Below are 16,424 nucleotides of genomic sequence, written 5' to 3'. Positions count from 1 at the left end.
AAGATTACTCGCATGACCCCCTCTGCATCCCCGGCGTCCGCCGAGCGCGAAGCCGCGCTCACCGAAGCCGTCGCGCTCGGCATCCCCTCCGCTCTCTCCGACCTGGGCGCGCTGGTGCGCATCCCCGGCATCGCCTGGCCGGCCTTCGATCAGGCCCAGCTCGAGCGCAGCGCCGACGCGGTGGCGGAGCTGGCCCGCGGCACCGGGGTCTTCGACGACGTCAGGGTGCTGCGCGCCGCGATCGACGACACCGACGAGCTCGGCCAGCCGGCGGTCCTGGCGACGAGGGCCGCGCGCAACGGGCGTCCGACGATCCTGCTGTACGCGCACCACGACGTGCAGCCGCCGGGCGACGACGCGCTCTGGGAGACGCCGCCCTTCGAGCCGACGGTCCGGGACGGACGCCTGTACGGGCGGGGAGCGGCGGACGACAAGGCCGGCATCATGGCGCACATCGCCGCCCTCCGCGCGGTCGCGGAGGTGCTCGGCGACGACCTCGACCTCGGCATCGCGATGTTCATCGAGGGGGAGGAGGAGTACGGCTCGCGCTCCTTCGCACGCTTCCTGCGCGACAACGCCGATGCGCTGCGCGCCGACGCGATCGTCGTCGCGGACTCCGGCAACTGGGATTCGCGCACGCCCGGCCTCACCGTCTCCCTCCGCGGCAACGCCCGCTTCACCCTGCGCGTGCGCACCCTCGAGCACGCGTCGCACTCCGGCATGTTCGGGGGAGCGGTGCCGGATGCCATGATGGCGGCCGTCACGCTGCTGGCCACGCTCTGGGACGAGGACGGCGCCGTCGCGGTCGAAGGACTCGCCTCGAGAGACGCCGACACCCCCGCCTACGAGGAGGCCACGCTCCGCGAAGAGGCGGGGCTGCTGCCCGGCACCCGGCCGATCGGCCGCGACAGCATCCTCAGCCGCATCTGGAACAAGCCCTCCGTGACGATCACCGGCATCGACGCCACCAGCGTCGCTGCGGCGTCGAACACGCTGCTGCCGGAGGTGAGCGTCGTCATCAGCGCGCGCGTGGCCCCCGGTCAGAGCGCTCGCGAGGCGTACACGGCGATCGAGGCGCACCTCCGGGCGCACGCCCCCTTCGGCGCCGAGCTCACGTTCAGCGACATCGACCTCGGCGACGGGTTCCTCGTCGACACGGCCGGATGGGCGGTCGGGCTCACCCGCGACGCGATGGCGGACGGCTACGGCGTCGCCCCGGTCGACCTCGGGGTCGGCGGATCCATCCCGTTCATCGCCGATCTCGTTCGCGAGTTCCCTGCGGCGCAGATCCTGGTGACCGGGGTCGAGGACCCGCACTCCCGTGCGCACAGCCCCAACGAGTCGCTGCACCTCGAGACCTTCCGCAACGCCGTGCGCACCGAGGCCCTGCTGCTGGCGCGGATGAACGAGCGCACGGCATCCTGAGGCCGCGCCATCGGGCGCCGAGCCCTCCCCGCACCCCGGCGGTAGAATCGAGCGCAGCAGCAGTTCGTGCTGCGCGTCCCAAGGAGTGACATGAGCGACACCACACTGACCGCCCAGAACTCGACCGAGGCTCCCGCCCACGGTGTCTCGCTGACGGCTGCCGCGGCGCAGAAGGTGAAGAGCCTTCTCGAGCAGGAGGGCCGCGACGACCTGCGTCTGCGCGTCGCCGTCCAGCCCGGAGGATGCTCGGGCCTGATCTACCAGCTCTACTTCGACGAGCGCTTCCTCGAGGGCGACCAGACGGTCGACTTCGACGGGGTCGAGGTGATCGTCGACAACATGAGCATCCCGTATCTGGATGGCGCGTCGATCGACTTCAAGGACACCATCTCGGAGCAGGGTTTCACCATCGACAACCCCAACGCGGCAGGCAGCTGCGCGTGCGGCGACAGCTTCCACTGAGACCCGCCGAACCTGCGTGGTTGGCATGAATCGGGTGTGAGGTTGCCCTAGACTTGAGGCTGTCCCTGTCCGCGATCTGAAAGGTGCATCGTGCCCTCGAAACGCCGCCTTCGTTGGGCCGCCCTCCCGCTGGGAGTTTCGGCGGCCGTGGCCCTGGCGGGATGTACTCCCACCGAACTCCACGGCTTCCTCCCGGGCTTCGTCGAGGACGGCACCGCCGCCACGAACCAGACCGACCGCGTCGCCGCCCTCTGGGTGAACTCGTGGATCGTGCTGCTGGCCGTCGGCCTGATCACCTGGGCCCTGATGGGCTGGGCCGCGGTCGCGTACCGCCGTCGCAAGGGCCAGACCGGCCTCCCGGTGCAGCTGCGGTACAACATGCCGCTGGAGATCCTGTACACGGTGATCCCGCTGATCCTCGTGCTGGGTTTCTTCTTCTTCACCGCCCGCGACCAGGCGGAGATCGAGACGCAGTGGGAGGACCCCGACGTCGAGATCACCGCGATCGCCAAGCAGTGGGCGTGGGACTTCCAGTACAACGGCGAGGAGGAGGACAACTCCGACGCCGTCTGGACGATGGGCATCCAGGCCCAGCCCGACGCCGAGGGCAACATCGACAAGTCGCAGCTGCCGACGCTGGTGCTTCCGGTCGACCAGAAGGTCACCATCCACCTGCAGTCCCGCGACGTCGTCCACTCCTTCTGGATCATCGACTTCCTCTACAAGAAGGACATGTACATCGGGAAGGACAACACCTGGTCCTTCACCCCGACCCGCGTCGGCGAGTATGACGGCAAGTGCGCCGAGCTCTGCGGCGAATACCACTCGATGATGCTCTTCAACGTGAAGGTCGTCGAGCAGGACGAGTACGAGGACTACCTCGACTCGCTGCGCGAGGAGGGCAACACGGGCGACATCAACGACGCCTACGACCGCCTCGGCAACTTCCCGGGCACCGGACCGAGCTCGAGCTCCGAGGAAGAGGAGTAAGACATGACGACCACAGCCGAACCTCAGACGAACGGCGTCCGTCCCACCACGATCCCGCCGCGTCAGGCCGCACTGCTCACCTCCTCGCGGGTGGAGCAGAAGGGCAACATCGTCGTCAAGTGGATCACCTCCACCGACCACAAGACGATCGGCTACATGTACCTGATCGCCTCGGTGATCTTCTTCCTCCTCGGCGGCGTGATGGCGCTGGTCATCCGCGCCGAGCTGTTCGCGCCGGGCATGCAGATCGTGCCGACCAAGGAGCAGTACAACCAGCTGTTCACGATGCACGGCACGATCATGCTGCTGATGTTCGCGACGCCGCTGTTCGCCGGATTCGCCAACGCGGTCCTGCCGCTCCAGATCGGCGCCCCTGACGTCGCCTTCCCGCGTCTGAACGCCTTCGCGTTCTGGCTGTTCCTGTTCGGCTCGACCATCGCGGTGGCCGGCTTCCTCACCCCGCAGGGCGCCGCCTCGTTCGGCTGGTTCGCGTACCAGCCCCTCGCGAACGCCACGTTCTCGCCGGGCGCCGGTGGGAACCTGTGGATGCTGGGCCTCGGCCTCTCCGGTTTCGGCACCATCCTCGGTGCGGTGAACTTCGTCACCACGATCATCACCATGCGCGCTCCGGGCATGACGATGTGGCGGATGCCGATCTTCTCCTGGAACACCCTGATCACCAGCCTGCTGATCCTGATGGCCTTCCCGGTGCTGGCGGCGGCGATCTTCGCCGCCGGTGCGGACCGCGTGCTCGGCGCTCACATCTACGACGTGGCCAATGGCGGTGTGCTCCTCTGGCAGCACCTGTTCTGGTTCTTCGGCCACCCCGAGGTGTACATCATCGCGCTGCCGTTCTTCGGCATCGTGTCCGAGATCTTCCCGGTGTTCAGCCGCAAGCCGATCTTCGGGTACAAGACGCTGGTGTACGCGACGATCGCGATCGCCGCACTGTCGGTGGCCGTGTGGGCGCACCACATGTACGTCACCGGCTCGGTCCTGCTGCCGTTCTTCGCCCTGATGACGATGCTCATCGCGGTGCCGACCGGTGTGAAGATCTTCAACTGGATCGGCACGATGTGGCGCGGCTCGGTCACGTTCGAGACGCCGATCGTGTTCGCGCTCGGCTTCCTGGTGTCGTTCGTGTTCGGCGGTCTCACCGGCGTGATCCTCGCGTCGCCGCCGCTGGACTTCCACCTCAGCGACTCGTACTTCGTCGTCGCCCACTTCCACTATGTGGTGTTCGGCACGGTCGTGTTCGCCATGTTCGCCGGCTTCTACTTCTGGTGGCCGAAGTGGACGGGGCGGATGCTGAACGAGCGCCTCGGCTACGTGCACTTCTGGATGCTGTTCATCGGCTTCCACATGACCTTCCTCGTGCAGCACTGGCTCGGCGTGGACGGCATGGTGCGTCGCTACGCGGACTACTCGGCCGCCGACGGCTGGACCTGGGGCAACCAGGTCTCCACGATCGGCGCCGTGATCCTGGGCGCCTCGATGCTGCCGTTCTTCCTGAACGTGTGGATCACGGCGCGCAAGGCGCCGAAGGTCACCGTGAACGACCCGTGGGGCTACGGGGCCTCGCTGGAGTGGGCCACCTCGTGCCCGCCGCCGCGGCACAACTTCACGTCGATCCCGCGCATCCGCAGCGAGCGTCCGGCGTTCGACCTGAACCACCCCGAGGCTGCCGAGCACCCGGTGTCCGCATCCGCCGGCGCCGCTCACGGAGAGGTCAAGTAATCCATGCGCGACAACGTCATCCTCTGGTGGGTGCTGACGGTCTTCTTCCTGATCGTCGCCGCGATCTACACGACCTGGAACATCATCGCCCACCCCGACCGTCCGGTCGTGACCGCGATCGAGTGGGTCGGTACCGTCGCCCTGCTGTTCGTCGCCTTCATGAGCGCGATGATCGCCTGGTACCTGCACCGCACGCACCGTGCGCAGGGCGGTGAGCTGCCGGAGGACATCCTCACGGCGGACATCGACGACGGAGACCCTGAGCTCGGTGAGTTCAGCCCGTGGTCGTGGTGGCCGATCGTGCTCGCGGCCTCCGCCGCGGTCTTCCTGATCGGGCTCGCCGTCGGGCATTTCCTGCTCCCGATCGGTCTGGCGATCTTCGCTGTCGCGATCGTGGGCTGGGTGTACGAGTACTACCGCGGACACTTCGCCCGCTGACATCTCCTACCAGAGAGGCCCTCCGGATCCGTCCGGAGGGCCTCTCTCGTTTTCAGGCGCGGCTGCGGATGCGGGGGACGCCGGTGAGCGGGTCGATCGGCCGACGGTGCACGCCGTCCGCGTCCTCGACCGGGTAGCCCTCCCGCACCCAGTACTCGAAGCCGCCGATCATCTCACGCACCGCGTAGCCCAGATTCGCGAACTCGAGGGCGCCCTTCGCACCGGCGTTGCATCCTGGGCTCCAGCAGTACACCACCACGGCGGCATCCGCGGGGATCTCCTGGGGGGCCCGCCTTGCGATCTCGCTGTAGTGCATGTGGATCGCGTCGGGGACGCGTCCTTGAGCCCACGCCTCATCGGAACGCACGTCCACCACGTAGAGGGTCTCTCCGGCCTTGCGGGCGGCATGGACGTCGCTGGGGTCGGTCTCGGCGGCGAGTTTGGCGGCGAAGAATGCGGCGCGCTCGTTCATGGCTTCAGCCTACTGAGCGTCGTGCGTGACCGCGTCGTCGATGACTGCGCGATGTCGTCGATTCCCTGCCATGGTCGACTGTTCACTCATGCGCGTACGGGGCGACCGCGAGGTCGGGGGAGCGGAGCAGCTGCACGACGGAGGACACGCATCGATCCTTTCACGGTCGGGGAGGGGACGACGAAGAGGGCCCCGTCCATTCGGACGGGGCCCTCTTCTGAGGACGAGCGATTACTCGCCGTCCTCCGATTTCCGGCGCCGCGGCTTCCGCACCGGCTCTGTTGCGATCACGGAGCTCGGCACGTTGCCGGTCTCGGTGACGTGCGGGTCACTGGCGATGATCTGGTCGTCGGTGACACCGGCGCGCTCGTGGGCACCGGCGATCTCCTCGGCTTCGATCTCCGCCATGGTGGCCAGAGCGTGGTGCTGGTGGGCATCCGCCGCGTCCAGCTCCGCCTGGGTGAGCGGCTGGAGGCGGTCCTCGAAGAACCACCGGGACAGCGCCGAGCGCAGGTTCTCGTGCCACGGGATACGGCCCTTGGCGTTCGGGCGCACGACCAGCGGCTCGTAGGTCGCGTAATCGATGAGCTTCCAGCGGTCGTAGACGTCGACCGGCTGGTGGACCTCGATGAACTCGCCGCCGGGAAGACGGACGATGCGGCCGGATTCGTAGCCGTGCAGGACGATCTCGCGGTCCTTCTTCTGCAGCGCGATGGCGATGCGCTTCGCGACGAAGTAGCCGATGATCGGGCCCACGATGAGCAGGATCTGCAGCGCCCGGATGACGCCCTCCATCGTCAGCATGAAGTGCGTGGCGATGAGGTCGGACGACGCGGCGGCCCACATCACGGCGTAGAAGATCACACCGGCGACACCGATCCCGGTACGGGTCGGGGCGTTGCGCGGGCGGTCTGCGATGTGGTGTTCGCGCTTGTCGCCGGTGATCCACGCCTCGATGAACGGGTAGAACATCACCGTGACGAGGAACAGACCCAGCACCGCGACCGGGATCAGGATGCCGAAGGACCAGGTGCGGTCCAGGAACACGATGTCCAGATTCGACGGCGCCAGACGCAGCGCGCCGTCCGCGAAGCCGATGTACCAGTCGGGCTGGGTTCCGGCCGACACGGGGGACGGGTCGTACGGTCCGTAGTTCCAGATCGGGTTGATCTGGAACATCGACGCGATGAGGACGATCGTGCCGAAGGTGATGAACAGGAAGCCGCCCATCTTCGACATGTAGACCGGCATCATGGGGTAGCCGACCACGTTCTCATTGGTGCGGCCCGGGCCGGCGAACTGCGTGTGCTTGTTGATGACCATGAGCATCAGGTGCACGACGATCAGGCCGATCACCAGGAGGGGCAGCAGCAGGATGTGGAGCGTGTAGAGGCGACCGACGATGTCGGTGCCGGGGAACTCCCCGCCGAAGAGCAGGTACGAGGTCCAAGTCCCGATGAGCGGGAGGCCCTTGATCATCCCGTCGATGATGCGCAGACCGTTGCCGGAGAGCAGGTCGTCGGGGAGCGAGTAGCCCGTGAAGCCCTCGGCCATCGCCAGGATGAAGAGCACGAAGCCGATCACCCAGTTCAGCTCACGCGGCTTGCGGAATGCACCCGTGAAGAAGATGCGCAGCATGTGGACGCCGATGCCGGCCACGAAGACCAGTGCCGCCCAGTGGTGGATCTGACGCACCAGCAGGCCGCCGCGCAGATCGAAGGAGATGTGCAGCGTGGACTCCAGCGCCGCGGACATCTCGATGCCGCGCATCGGCTCGTACGCGCCGGTGTAGTGCGTGGGGACCATCGACGCCTGGAAGAAGAACGTCAGGAACGTGCCCGAGAGGAACACGACGACGAAGCTCCACAGCGCGATCTCACCCAGCATGAACGACCAGTGGTCGGGGAAGATCTTCCGGCCGAGCTCTTTGACGAAGCCGGACAGGCTCGTCCGTTCGTCGATGTAGTTGGCCGTCGCGCCGATGAATCTGCCGCCGAGCGGCGCCTCACGCGCCTCGGTGGGCTGGGTCTCGCGAGGAGTTGTTGCGGTGCTCAATGACGCTCCCAGAAGCTCGGGCCGACGGGTTCGTGGAAGTCGCTCTGCGCGATCAGGTAGCCCTCGTCGTCGACGGTGATGGGCAGCTGCGGCAGCGGACGGGCCGCCGGGCCGAAGATGACCTTGGCGTGCTCGGTCACGTCGAACTGCGACTGGTGGCAGGGGCAGAGCAGGTGGTGGGTCTGCTGCTCGTACAGCGCCACCGGGCATCCGACGTGGGTGCAGACCTTCGAGTAGGCGACGATCCCGTCGTACGACCAGGACTTGCGCTCCTCGGTCTCGATGAGCTGCTCGGGGCGCAGGCGCATGAGGAGCACGATGGCCTTCGCCTTCTCCTCGAGGAGGCCGCCGTCGTGGCCGAGCTCGTTCAGGCCCTCGGGGATCACGTGCACGGCCGAGCCGAGCGTGACGTCCGCGGCGCGGATCGGGGTGCCGTCGGGGTCGCGCACGAGGCGGGTGCCCTTGTCCCACATGGTTTGCTTCAACAGCGCCACCGGGTCGCCCGCGTTGGGGTGAGCCTCGGAGGCGTGCGGGGCGAGGCCGCGGAACAGCGTCACACCGGGGACGACGGATGCCACGAGCGCGGCGATCAGCGAGTTGCGGATCATCGTGCGGCGCCCGAAGCCGGACTCCTCGTTCGCGTCCGCGAAGGCCTTGACCGCGGCGGCACGGACGGAGTCGCGACCGCGCGTCGGGTGCCGGTGCTCGATGAACTCCTTGTCGCTCATCACGGCCTTCGACCAGTGGATCGCGCCGAGACCCAGCGCGAGCAGGGCGAAGCCGATGCCGAGACCGATGAACAGGTTGTTGTTGCGCACGTCGATGAGTGCGCCGCTCTCGATCGGGAACAGCATGTAGGCAGCGACGGCCCAGATGCTCGCGGCGAGCGAGAGGTAGAAGAGGGTGTAGACCGTGCGGACGGCGGCCTTCTCGGCGCGCGGGTCCTTGTCGGTCATCCGCTCACGATGCGGGGGCAGCCCCGGGTTCTGCACGGGATCGCTGACCGCGACCCCCAGCCCTGGCGAGGGCTGGTAGGCCCTGTCAAGAGCCAGCGTGTCCTCGTCGTGTGCCATGGTGCTCCTCGTACGTTCCTCTTCGATGAAAATTCGTCAGTTGGACTTCGCCGTGATCCACACGGTGAGGGCGACGAGAGCGCCGATACCGAAGATCCAGATGAACAGACCCTCGGAGACGGGGCCCAGCGAGCCGAGGGAGAGTCCGCCGACCTGCACGGCCTCCTGCTGATAGAGCAGAGCCGAGATGATGTCGCGCTTGTCCTCGGGGCTGAGGTTCATGTCGCCGAACACGGGCATGTTCTGCGGGCCGGTGACCATGGCCGCGTAGATGTGCAGGGCGCTCGTCGAGGTCAGCGCGGGGGCGTACTTGCCCTCGGTGAGCGCACCGCCTGCGGCGGCGACGTTGTGGCACATCGCGCAGTTGATCCGGAACAGCTCGGCGCCGTGCGAGACGTCGCCTTCGCCGTCGAGGATCTCCTCGTCGGGGAAGGTCGGGCCCGGGGCGACGGACTGCACGTACGCGGCCATCGCCTTGATCTGCTCGTCGGTGAACTGCGGCGGCTTCTGCGGAGCCTGCGGTGCCTGCATCTGCAGCGGCATCCGTCCGGTGGCGAGCTGGAACTCGGTGGCGAGCTCACCCACGCCGATCAGGCTGGGGCCGTTGTCGGTGCCCTGCAGGTCGAGACCGTGGCAGGTGGCGCAGTTCGCGGTGAACAGCTTCTCGCCGTCCTCCACGGTGAGCTCCGTGGAGACCGCGGTCTGCGCGTCGGTGGAGGCCATGGCCGCGGATGCGCCGGCGTAGGCGCCGCCGGTGAGCAGGAGGCCTGCACCGATCAGCGCGGCAGCGGCGAGGGGACTGCGACGGCCGCGCGAGCGGCGCTTCTTCTCTCGTGCCATTTCGGGGAATCGCTCCGCTCTCACTTAAGGAAGTAGATGACGCCGAAGAGGACCAGCCAGACGACGTCGACGAAGTGCCAGTAGTAGGACACGACGATCGACGAGGTCGCCTCTTTGTGCGTGAAGTTCTTGACCGCGTAGGCGCGCCCGATGACGAGCAGGAACGCGATGAGGCCGCCGGTCACGTGCAGGGCGTGGAAGCCCGTCGTGAGGTAGAACGCGGAGGCGTACGAGTCCGCCTGGATCGGCATCCCCTCGACGACGAGCTGCGCGTACTCCCAGACCTGGCCGCACACGAAGATCGCGCCGAGCGCGAAGGTGACCCAGAACCACTCGACCATGCCCCAGCCGAAGATGCGGCGACGGCCCGCGGCGTTCACCTGACCGCGCGGCAGGCGGTAGGCCTGCATGTCCTCGGCGGCGAACACACCCATCTGACAGGTGAACGAGGACGCCACGAGGATGGCCGTGTTGACCGCTGCGAACGTCACGTTCAGCAGACCGGTGCGGTCGGCCCACAGTTCGGGGGAGGTGCTGCGGAGAGTGAAGTAGATCGCGAAGAGACCCGCGAAGAACATCACCTCGCTGCCGAGCCACACGATGGTGCCGACAGCTACCGGATTGGGCCGCTTGATCGTTCGGGCAGCCGGGGCATACGTCGCTGAGGTGGTCACCCGTCCATTATGGCCGATCCGTCGCGCGAATTCTTGCACCCGGGGACCCCGTTTCGCTGTCGTCGCACGTAGGCCGTGTTGCTAAATGCTGGTTCGGGGCCTTCGGGTGATTCTTGAGTCGTGTCGCGAGATGTCATCACGGACGAGGTCTGGGAGCTGATCCGGGACGTGTTCCCGCCGGTGAGGACACGGGGCCGTCCTCCGGTGGATCGGCGCACGGTGGTCGAGGCGACCGCGTGGCGGTTCCGCACGGGATCGGCGTGGCGAGACCTGCCCGACCGGTTCGGGAGCTGGAACACGATCTACAAGAACTTCCGCCGGTGGGCGAGCGACGGCGTCTGGGAGGACCTGCTCACCCACGTGCAGAAGCGGGCGTCGCTTCAGGGTGAGATCGACTGGGTCGTGTCGGTGGATTCCTCGATCGCGCGTGTCCATCAGCATGGCGCGACCTTGCCCCGGGTCACAGGGGGATCCGTCGAACTACAAGAAGTCCGGGCCAGAGCCTCCTGACCACGCGATCGGCCGGTCACGGGGTGGTTTGACGACGAAGATCCATCTCGTCTGCGACGGGAAGGCCCGGGCGCTGGCGTTCGTCCTCACCGGCGGGCAGGTCGCAGACACGAGCATGTTCACCTGCGTACTCGACGAGATCCACATCCCCGGCCGAGGGCCCGCGCGCACGAGACCGGACCGGGTGCTCGCGGACAAGGGCTACCCGTCGAAGAAGAACCGGGCCTGGCTGCGCGAGCGCGGCGTCAAGGCCACGATCCCCGAACGCGACGACCAGATCGCGCACCGTCGCAAGCGGCCGGGCCGTCCGATCGACTTCGGCGATGAGCAACGGGAGCGCTACAAGGGCCGCAACGTCGTCGAGCGGTGCTTCAACTTCGTGAAGCAGTGGCGCGGACTCGCTTCCCGCTACGACAAGACCGCCCGGTCATACGCGGCAGGGCTCTGCCTCTCCGCCGCCTTGCAATGGATTTAGCAACACGTCCTAGCTTGTCCGCCACGTGGCGAAGATAGGCGTGGACCTCTGCCCCTTTCGGATAGCGTTCCGTCCAAGACCAGGAGTCGGTGACTTCCTGGGCAAAGGACAAGCAGTAATAGTGCGATTCGCTGTCTGTTCGGACCCCCGGGTACCGGTTCGCATGCCAAGTGCCACCGACGTCGTCACTTGCTTCGACAATCACGGCGTCGATCCCTGCACGGCGCAGCAGGTGGAGATTGGCCAGGCCGCTGAAGCCGGCGCCTACGATGAGGACTTCACGATGCTCTGGGGCGTACTGCTTGGAGTTCATGTCAACCTTCCTGATGGTCGCTGATCGGTATGTCGCGCACATGCCGCAACGACGACGGCCAGGTTGCTGAGCAACCTGGCCGTCGTCTTACGCCTTCCCCCAGAACTGGTCCTCGGCGGGGCCGTCTGAGGAGAAGAGCCGGACCTCGACGATCCGGCCGTCCCGGACAGTGAGAAGATCTACCCCGGGCTGGTCCAGCTCTCGCCCATCTCGGTGACCCGTGAAGCGCACCGGGGCGGCCACCACGTCCTCGTTCGCCATGAGGGGGCCGGTCGGGGCCACCGCGAATGTCCCGCCGGTGGCTTCCATCATGCCGCCGATCAGGGCACGGATGGCATCCGGGCCGCGGTGCACGCCCGAGAAGCGGTTGTCGCCAGGCTGGTGCCACGCGACGTCCGGGTCGAGCACGGCCATGGCCTGCTCGACGTTGCCCTGGGCCAGATGGGTGAAGTAGGTTTCGACGGTCTCAACGGGGGGTGTGGCAGTCATGGTCAGTTCTCCTTCGTTCGATCCGCAGCAGGATCGCCGCCCTCTGAGGGTGGCCGATGCTGTTGTGGTCACTTCAACGTAACCACGGAAGGAGTTCACCTGATGGTCACCGAACGTTCATGGAATCCCCTGCTCGCGACCTGCCCGTCGCGCACCTCTCTCGCGCGGATCGCCAACAAGTGGACCGCATTGATCGTCATCGCGCTCCAGCATCGGCGTCTGCGCTTCGGCGAGCTCCAGGCGGCCGTCGACGGCATCAGCAAGAAGGTTCTGGTGGACACTCTCCGCGACCTGGAGCGCGACGGGATCGTCGAGCGGATCGATCACGGCACAGTGCCCCGCCACGTCGACTACGGCCTCACGCCACTCGGCTCGACCTTGGAGCATCCACTTGGGGCGCTGGTCGATTGGGCGGCCGAGCACTTCGATGACGTCCTTGAAGCTCGTCAGGCCTATGACGAGAAAGCACTGGGCACCCCGCACGGCTGAGCCCCGGGCCCGGGCCACCATCCCACACGGCCGCCGGCGGCCCCCTCACCACGTCCGACGCGGCTTAGGGGAACCTAAGAACCATCTGCGAATCCTCGGTGCTTCGCGGGGAGAACCGGATCCCGCGCGGGGCCGGACCGCGTCCCGCGTGCGTCATCTCGAATCGGCATCGATGGGCGCGCGGATAGGATCGCAGCTATGGCGGACTACCTCACCTGGCCCGATGTCCTGACGAACCTCCTGGAGCGCCGGGACCTGAGCGTCTGGGAGTCCACCTGGGCGATGCGTCAGGTGATGCAGGGGAAGGTGACGGATGCCCAGCTGGCCGCCTTCCTGGTCGCGCTCCGCGCGAAGGGCGAGACGGTCGACGAGATCGTCGGCTTCCGCGATGCCATCCTCGAGGCGGCGGTGCCGCTTCCCGTCTCGCCGGACGTGCTCGACATCGTCGGCACCGGCGGCGATCGTGTGGGCACGGTGAACGTCTCCACCACGGCCGCCATCATCATCGGCTCGATGGGCATCCCGGTCGTCAAGCATGGAAACCGGGCCGCCAGCTCCTCCTCGGGCTCTTCGGACGTGCTCGCCGCGCTCGGACTGGACATCTCCCTCGACCCCGCGCGTGTCGCCTCCGTGCTCGACCGCACCGGGATCACCTTCGCGTGGGCGGCGGCGTTCCACCCCGGCTTCAAGCATGCTGGCGCGGTGCGCAAGGAGCTCGGCGTGCCGACGGTCTTCAACATGCTCGGCCCGCTGTGCAACCCGGCCCGGGCGGAGGCCAACGCCGTCGGCGTCGCCCAGCTCGACCGGGTGCCGCTGATCACCGGCGTGTTCCGTACCCGCGGCGCCACCGCGTTGGTCTTCCGCGGCGACGATGGGCTGGACGAGCTGACCACCACCGGACACAGCCGGATCTGGGAGGTGGCGGTCGGCGACACGCACGAGCACGACCTCGACCCTCGCGACCTCGGCATCCCGCTCGCGGATCTGTCCGATCTGATCGGCGGCTCGCCGGAGCACAACGCGGAGCTCCTGCGTCGCACGCTCGCCGGCGAGAAGGGCCCGGTGCGGGACATCGTGCTGCTGAACGCCGCGGCCGGCGTGGTCGCGTTCGAGCTGTCGCGGGACGCCACCCTCACGCAGGTGCCGATCCTCGACCGCCTCCGGGACGCGATGGAGCGCGCGGCGGCGGCGGTCGATGACGGCCGCGCCAGCGCCAAGCTCGACGAATGGGTGCAGGCCACCCGGGAGCCTCTCGCCTCCTGAGGACGCCATGGACGCCGTCGAAGCCCTTCTCGAGATCGCCACCCTGCTGGAGCGGGAGCGGGCGTCGCGGTACCGGGCGCGGGCGTTCCGCCAGGCGGGCGCGGCGCTCGAAGGGCTGCCTGAGGAGGTCCTGCACGACCCGACCCGGCTGCGCGCGGTGAAGGGCATAGGGTCGTCGACGTTCGAGGTGATCCGGCAGGCGCAGGAGGGGCGGGTGCCGGACTACCTGGTCGAGCTGCGCGGGGTGGCAGAGCCGGAGCGCACGTCCCAGCTGCGGGCGAAGCTGCGCGGCGACCTGCACGCGCACACCGACTGGTCGGACGGCACCACGCCGATCGAGACGATGGTGGCGGCGGCGCGGGCGCTGAAGCACGAGTACCTCGCGATCACCGATCACTCGCCGCGGCTGCGGGTCGCCCGCGGACTGTCACCCGAGCGGCTCCGCGAGCAGATCCCGCTGGTGCGCGGGCAGTCCGGCGACGGGCTCACCGTGCTCGCCGGCATCGAGGTGGACATCCTCGAGGACGGCGCGCTCGACCAGGAGCCCGAACTGCTCGAGGAGCTCGACATCGTCGTGGCATCCGTCCACTCCCTGCTGCGCATGGACGCCGGGCCGATGACCGCGCGCATGATCGCCGCCGTGTCGAACCCGCACGTGAACGTGCTCGGCCACTGCACCGGACGGCTGGTGCAGGGATCGCGCGGGACCCGGCCGCAGTCGCAGTTCGACGCGCGAGCCGTGTTCGCGGCGTGCGCCGAGAACGGGGTTGCGGTCGAGATCAATTCGCGCCCGGAGCGCCAGGACCCGCCGGACGACCTCATCGCGATCGCGCTGGAGGAGGGGTGCCTGTTCTCGATCGACTCCGACGCGCACGCGCCCGGGCAGCTGTCGCTGCTGGACTACGGCGCGGAGCGCGCCGAGCAGGCCGGCGTGCCGCCCGAGCGCATCGTCACCACGTGGGGTCTGGATCGTCTCCGCGCGTGGGCGAGCTGAGGCGGGCCGACCCGGATCAGGCGGTGGCGGCGAGCGCGTCGACGGCGCGGGTCATCGAACCGCCCAGGTTCCACTGCTCGGCGAAAGCCGTCGCGGCCTTGGCGGCCGGTTCGTCGAGCGGATGCAGGGGCGCGGCCGGCACCGCGATGTCGAGATCGGTGGCCACCCGCACGACGGTGGGCGCGACGTCGAGGTAGTCCGCTGCGGCCAGGAACCGCGCCGACACCGTGGCGCTCAGACCGGAGCCGTTCGCCGCGGCCGTGCGGATCGCGTCGAGGTCGCCGTGCGTCTGCAGCAGCGTCGCCGCGGTCTTCTCGCCGATGCCCTTGACGCCGGGCAGTCCGTCGGATGCGTCGCCGCGGAGGGTGGCGAAGTCGGCGTACTGCGACGGGAGCACGCCGTACTTGGCGACCACGACGGCGTCCGTCACGATCTCCAGGTTGCTCATGCCGCGGGCGGTGTAGATGACCCGCACGTCGCGGGCGTCGTCGATGAGCTGGAACAGGTCGCGGTCGCCGGTGACGATGTCGACGGGCATGGTCGAACGGGTCGCGAGAGTGCCGATCACATCGTCCGCCTCGTGCTCGGCGACGCCGATGATCGGGATGTCGAGAGCGGCGAGCGCTTCACGGATGAGCGGCACCTGCTGCTCCAGCGGGTCGGGCACCTCTTCGACGTCCGGTCCGCCGGGAACGACCTCGACGACTCGGTGGGCCTTGTAGCTCGGGATGAGGTCGACCCGCCACTGCGGGCGCCAGTCGTCGTCCCAGCAGGCGACGAGATGAGTCGGCCGGTACGTGGACACGAGCTTCGCGACGATGTCGAGCAGCCCGCGGACGGCGTTGACCGACATGCCGTTCGGCGCCTTCACCTTGTCGGGGACGCCGTAGAACGCGCGGAAGTAGAGGGACGCGGTGTCGAGCAGCATCAGTCGGTCGGTCACGCGTTCAGCATACGGGCGGGCGCCGACAGGGCCGGGCCGCAGCGGGCGGTCAGCAGCCGGCGGCGCCTGGGGTCTCGGTGCAGGTGTGCGCGACGAGCGCGGTGTGGGCTTCGAAGACGCGGATGCTCTGCGCCGGCCCGGTCGTGGTGAGCAGGCCGTCGACCGGGAACCAGCCGATGCCGAGGTCGATCTCGGCGGAGTAGGAGACGTCGACGCGGGCGTCGTAGGTACCGCGTGCGGCGTAGGTGTGGCTGGTGTCGGTCGGAGTGAACTGGGCCTGGCCGAGGGCGTCCCAGCTCGCGCCGCCGGTGGAGGTGGTCCTGGTGGCGCCGTCGCCGTAGTGGAAGGTGAAGGTCTCGGGGGTGAAGCGCACGCTGATGGGGAAGCCGAACAGCGTGCCGTTCGCGGTGTGCTCGGATGCCGTCGCGACGAAGTTCGAGGGGAGCCCGGCTACACCGAGGTTGTCCGGCTCGCCGGCGACGGTGCTCGGGGTGGGGGAGAAGCGCGCGAGGTCGGTGATGGTGACGGCGGGGATGGCGGGCGCGTCGTCCTCGGGTGCGGGGGCGGCCTCGTCTTCGTGCCGGGCGCGGAAGCAGCCGATGTAGTCGTTCCAATTGACCATGCACTCGCCGAAGCTCGGCGGGTCCGCCGGACTGAAGTCCATGACCGGATCACTGGTGTCATTCCCGACCCCGTGATACCCGGGGCCATCGCCATCGGAGCCTCCCGAGCCCGGTCGGGTGTCGGAACCGGAGATGATGAGAGAACTACCGTCGTTGTCC

At 68.1% G+C, this 16,424-nt stretch carries 18 protein-coding genes and 1 pseudogene; 10 read left to right on the top strand and 9 right to left on the bottom strand.

Features of this window, described 5'->3' with window-relative positions; genetic code table 11:
- The first annotated feature begins 12 nt into the window (after positions 1-12).
- The 5 genes from JRG78_RS07800 to JRG78_RS07780 all read left to right on the top strand — a co-directional run bounded on the left by JRG78_RS07800 (position 13) and on the right by JRG78_RS07780 (position 5,052).
- Positions 13-1,425 carry a dipeptidase gene (locus JRG78_RS07800; RefSeq protein WP_259606160.1) on the top strand — a complete coding sequence of 471 codons (1,413 nt, stop codon included), beginning with the start codon at positions 13-15 and terminating at the stop codon, positions 1,423-1,425.
- Between the two features lie 90 nt (positions 1,426-1,515).
- Positions 1,516-1,887, top strand: a complete 372-nt coding sequence (erpA, locus tag JRG78_RS07795) for an iron-sulfur cluster insertion protein ErpA (protein WP_259606159.1) — start codon at positions 1,516-1,518, stop codon at positions 1,885-1,887.
- A gap of 90 nt (positions 1,888-1,977) precedes the next feature.
- The gene (ctaC, locus tag JRG78_RS07790; RefSeq protein ID WP_259606158.1) at positions 1,978-2,877 is read left to right on the top strand and encodes an aa3-type cytochrome oxidase subunit II; all 900 of its coding nucleotides are present in this window, start codon (positions 1,978-1,980) and stop codon (positions 2,875-2,877) included.
- A 3-nt stretch (positions 2,878-2,880) separates the two neighbouring features.
- Positions 2,881-4,614, top strand: a complete 1,734-nt coding sequence (gene ctaD / locus JRG78_RS07785; protein ID WP_259606157.1) for an aa3-type cytochrome oxidase subunit I — start codon at positions 2,881-2,883, stop codon at positions 4,612-4,614.
- 3 nt (positions 4,615-4,617) lie between these two features.
- The gene (locus JRG78_RS07780) at positions 4,618-5,052 is read left to right on the top strand and encodes a cytochrome c oxidase subunit 4 (RefSeq protein WP_259606156.1); all 435 of its coding nucleotides are present in this window, start codon (positions 4,618-4,620) and stop codon (positions 5,050-5,052) included.
- A 52-nt stretch (positions 5,053-5,104) separates the two neighbouring features.
- Here JRG78_RS07780 and JRG78_RS07775 read toward each other — a convergent pair whose 3' ends face one another.
- The 5 genes from JRG78_RS07775 to ctaE all read right to left on the bottom strand — a co-directional run bounded on the left by JRG78_RS07775 (position 5,105) and on the right by ctaE (position 10,166).
- Positions 5,105-5,524, bottom strand: a complete 420-nt coding sequence (locus JRG78_RS07775; protein WP_259606155.1) for a rhodanese-like domain-containing protein — start codon at positions 5,522-5,524, stop codon at positions 5,105-5,107.
- Between the two features lie 231 nt (positions 5,525-5,755).
- Complete coding sequence (gene qcrB, locus JRG78_RS07770; protein WP_259606154.1) at positions 5,756-7,579, bottom strand: cytochrome bc1 complex cytochrome b subunit; 1,824 nt, start codon at positions 7,577-7,579, stop codon at positions 5,756-5,758.
- A complete protein-coding gene (gene qcrA / locus JRG78_RS07765) occupies positions 7,576-8,652 on the bottom strand; it encodes a cytochrome bc1 complex Rieske iron-sulfur subunit (RefSeq protein ID WP_259606153.1) in 1,077 nt (358 codons plus the stop codon). Before qcrA ends, qcrB begins: the two co-directional genes overlap by 4 nt.
- A 36-nt stretch (positions 8,653-8,688) precedes the next feature.
- Positions 8,689-9,492, bottom strand: coding sequence for a cytochrome bc1 complex diheme cytochrome c subunit (gene qcrC / locus JRG78_RS07760; RefSeq protein WP_259606152.1), 804 nt, complete (start codon positions 9,490-9,492; stop codon positions 8,689-8,691).
- A 20-nt stretch (positions 9,493-9,512) separates the two neighbouring features.
- A complete protein-coding gene (ctaE, locus tag JRG78_RS07755) occupies positions 9,513-10,166 on the bottom strand; it encodes an aa3-type cytochrome oxidase subunit III (protein WP_432806394.1) in 654 nt (217 codons plus the stop codon).
- 120 nt (positions 10,167-10,286) lie between these two features.
- Here ctaE and JRG78_RS07750 point away from each other — a divergent pair.
- A pseudogene (locus JRG78_RS07750) lies at positions 10,287-11,151 on the top strand (IS5 family transposase).
- Here JRG78_RS07750 and JRG78_RS12725 read toward each other — a convergent pair.
- Positions 11,048-11,398 carry an NAD(P)-binding protein gene (locus tag JRG78_RS12725; protein ID WP_432806452.1) on the bottom strand — a complete coding sequence of 117 codons (351 nt, stop codon included), beginning with the start codon at positions 11,396-11,398 and terminating at the stop codon, positions 11,048-11,050. The pseudogene JRG78_RS07750 and the gene JRG78_RS12725 sit on opposite strands and share 104 nt — an antisense overlap.
- On the opposite strand from JRG78_RS12725, the gene JRG78_RS07745 reads away from it, so the two are divergent.
- A complete protein-coding gene (locus JRG78_RS07745; RefSeq protein WP_259606151.1) occupies positions 11,315-11,488 on the top strand; it encodes a hypothetical protein in 174 nt (57 codons plus the stop codon). The two genes, JRG78_RS12725 and JRG78_RS07745, sit on opposite strands and share 84 nt — an antisense overlap.
- 63 nt (positions 11,489-11,551) lie before the next feature.
- On the opposite strand, the gene JRG78_RS07740 is transcribed toward JRG78_RS07745, so the two are convergent.
- On the bottom strand, positions 11,552-11,953 hold the full coding sequence (locus JRG78_RS07740) for a nuclear transport factor 2 family protein (RefSeq protein ID WP_221845054.1): 402 nt from the start codon (positions 11,951-11,953) through the stop codon (positions 11,552-11,554).
- 102 nt (positions 11,954-12,055) lie between these two features.
- Here JRG78_RS07740 and JRG78_RS07735 point away from each other — a divergent pair, with 102 nt between their 5' ends.
- From JRG78_RS07735 to JRG78_RS07725, 3 genes are all read left to right on the top strand, one after another.
- Positions 12,056-12,442 (top strand): winged helix-turn-helix transcriptional regulator, encoded by a 387-nt coding sequence (locus tag JRG78_RS07735; protein ID WP_221845053.1) that lies wholly within the window; start codon positions 12,056-12,058, stop codon positions 12,440-12,442.
- Positions 12,443-12,640: 198 nt separating this feature from the next.
- Positions 12,641-13,705 carry an anthranilate phosphoribosyltransferase gene (gene trpD / locus JRG78_RS07730; protein WP_259606150.1) on the top strand — a complete coding sequence of 355 codons (1,065 nt, stop codon included), beginning with the start codon at positions 12,641-12,643 and terminating at the stop codon, positions 13,703-13,705.
- 7 nt (positions 13,706-13,712) lie between these two features.
- On the top strand, positions 13,713-14,699 hold the full coding sequence (locus tag JRG78_RS07725; RefSeq protein WP_259606149.1) for a PHP domain-containing protein: 987 nt from the start codon (positions 13,713-13,715) through the stop codon (positions 14,697-14,699).
- Between the two features lie 16 nt (positions 14,700-14,715).
- Here JRG78_RS07725 and JRG78_RS07720 read toward each other — a convergent pair whose 3' ends face one another.
- Both JRG78_RS07720 and JRG78_RS07715 read right to left on the bottom strand, forming a co-directional pair.
- Positions 14,716-15,642 (bottom strand): 5'-3' exonuclease, encoded by a 927-nt coding sequence (locus JRG78_RS07720; protein ID WP_259606148.1) that lies wholly within the window; start codon positions 15,640-15,642, stop codon positions 14,716-14,718.
- 49 nt (positions 15,643-15,691) lie between these two features.
- Complete coding sequence (locus JRG78_RS07715; RefSeq protein WP_259606147.1) at positions 15,692-16,306, bottom strand: hypothetical protein; 615 nt, start codon at positions 16,304-16,306, stop codon at positions 15,692-15,694.
- Between the last annotated feature and the right edge of the window lie 118 nt (positions 16,307-16,424).

It is taken from the genome of Microbacterium sp. EF45047, from assembly GCF_028472845.1.
GTDB classification, from domain to species: Bacteria; Actinomycetota; Actinomycetes; order Actinomycetales; family Microbacteriaceae; genus Microbacterium; species Microbacterium neungamense.
Note: the sequence above shows the minus strand (reverse complement) of the source record. Positions and strands in the feature narration are given on the sequence as shown.

Excerpts from the sequence above, each read along its gene's own strand:
- JRG78_RS07800 (WP_259606160.1), top strand. The coding sequence starts at position 13 with ATGACCCCCTCTGCATCCCCGGCGTCCGCCGAGCGCGAAGCCGCGCTC.
- erpA (WP_259606159.1), top strand. The coding sequence starts at position 1,516 with ATGAGCGACACCACACTGACCGCCCAGAACTCGACCGAGGCTCCCGCC.
- ctaD (WP_259606157.1), top strand. The coding sequence starts at position 2,881 with ATGACGACCACAGCCGAACCTCAGACGAACGGCGTCCGTCCCACCACG.
- JRG78_RS07780 (WP_259606156.1), top strand. The coding sequence starts at position 4,618 with ATGCGCGACAACGTCATCCTCTGGTGGGTGCTGACGGTCTTCTTCCTG.
- JRG78_RS07775 (WP_259606155.1), bottom strand. The coding sequence starts at position 5,524 with ATGAACGAGCGCGCCGCATTCTTCGCCGCCAAACTCGCCGCCGAGACC.
- qcrA (WP_259606153.1), bottom strand. The coding sequence starts at position 8,652 with ATGGCACACGACGAGGACACGCTGGCTCTTGACAGGGCCTACCAGCCC.
- qcrC (WP_259606152.1), bottom strand. The coding sequence starts at position 9,492 with ATGGCACGAGAGAAGAAGCGCCGCTCGCGCGGCCGTCGCAGTCCCCTC.
- JRG78_RS07745 (WP_259606151.1), top strand. The coding sequence starts at position 11,315 with ATGCCAAGTGCCACCGACGTCGTCACTTGCTTCGACAATCACGGCGTC.
- JRG78_RS07740 (WP_221845054.1), bottom strand. The coding sequence starts at position 11,953 with ATGACTGCCACACCCCCCGTTGAGACCGTCGAAACCTACTTCACCCAT.
- JRG78_RS07735 (WP_221845053.1), top strand. The coding sequence starts at position 12,056 with ATGGTCACCGAACGTTCATGGAATCCCCTGCTCGCGACCTGCCCGTCG.
- trpD (WP_259606150.1), top strand. The coding sequence starts at position 12,641 with ATGGCGGACTACCTCACCTGGCCCGATGTCCTGACGAACCTCCTGGAG.
- JRG78_RS07725 (WP_259606149.1), top strand. The coding sequence starts at position 13,713 with ATGGACGCCGTCGAAGCCCTTCTCGAGATCGCCACCCTGCTGGAGCGG.
- JRG78_RS07715 (WP_259606147.1), bottom strand. The coding sequence starts at position 16,306 with ATGGACTTCAGTCCGGCGGACCCGCCGAGCTTCGGCGAGTGCATGGTC.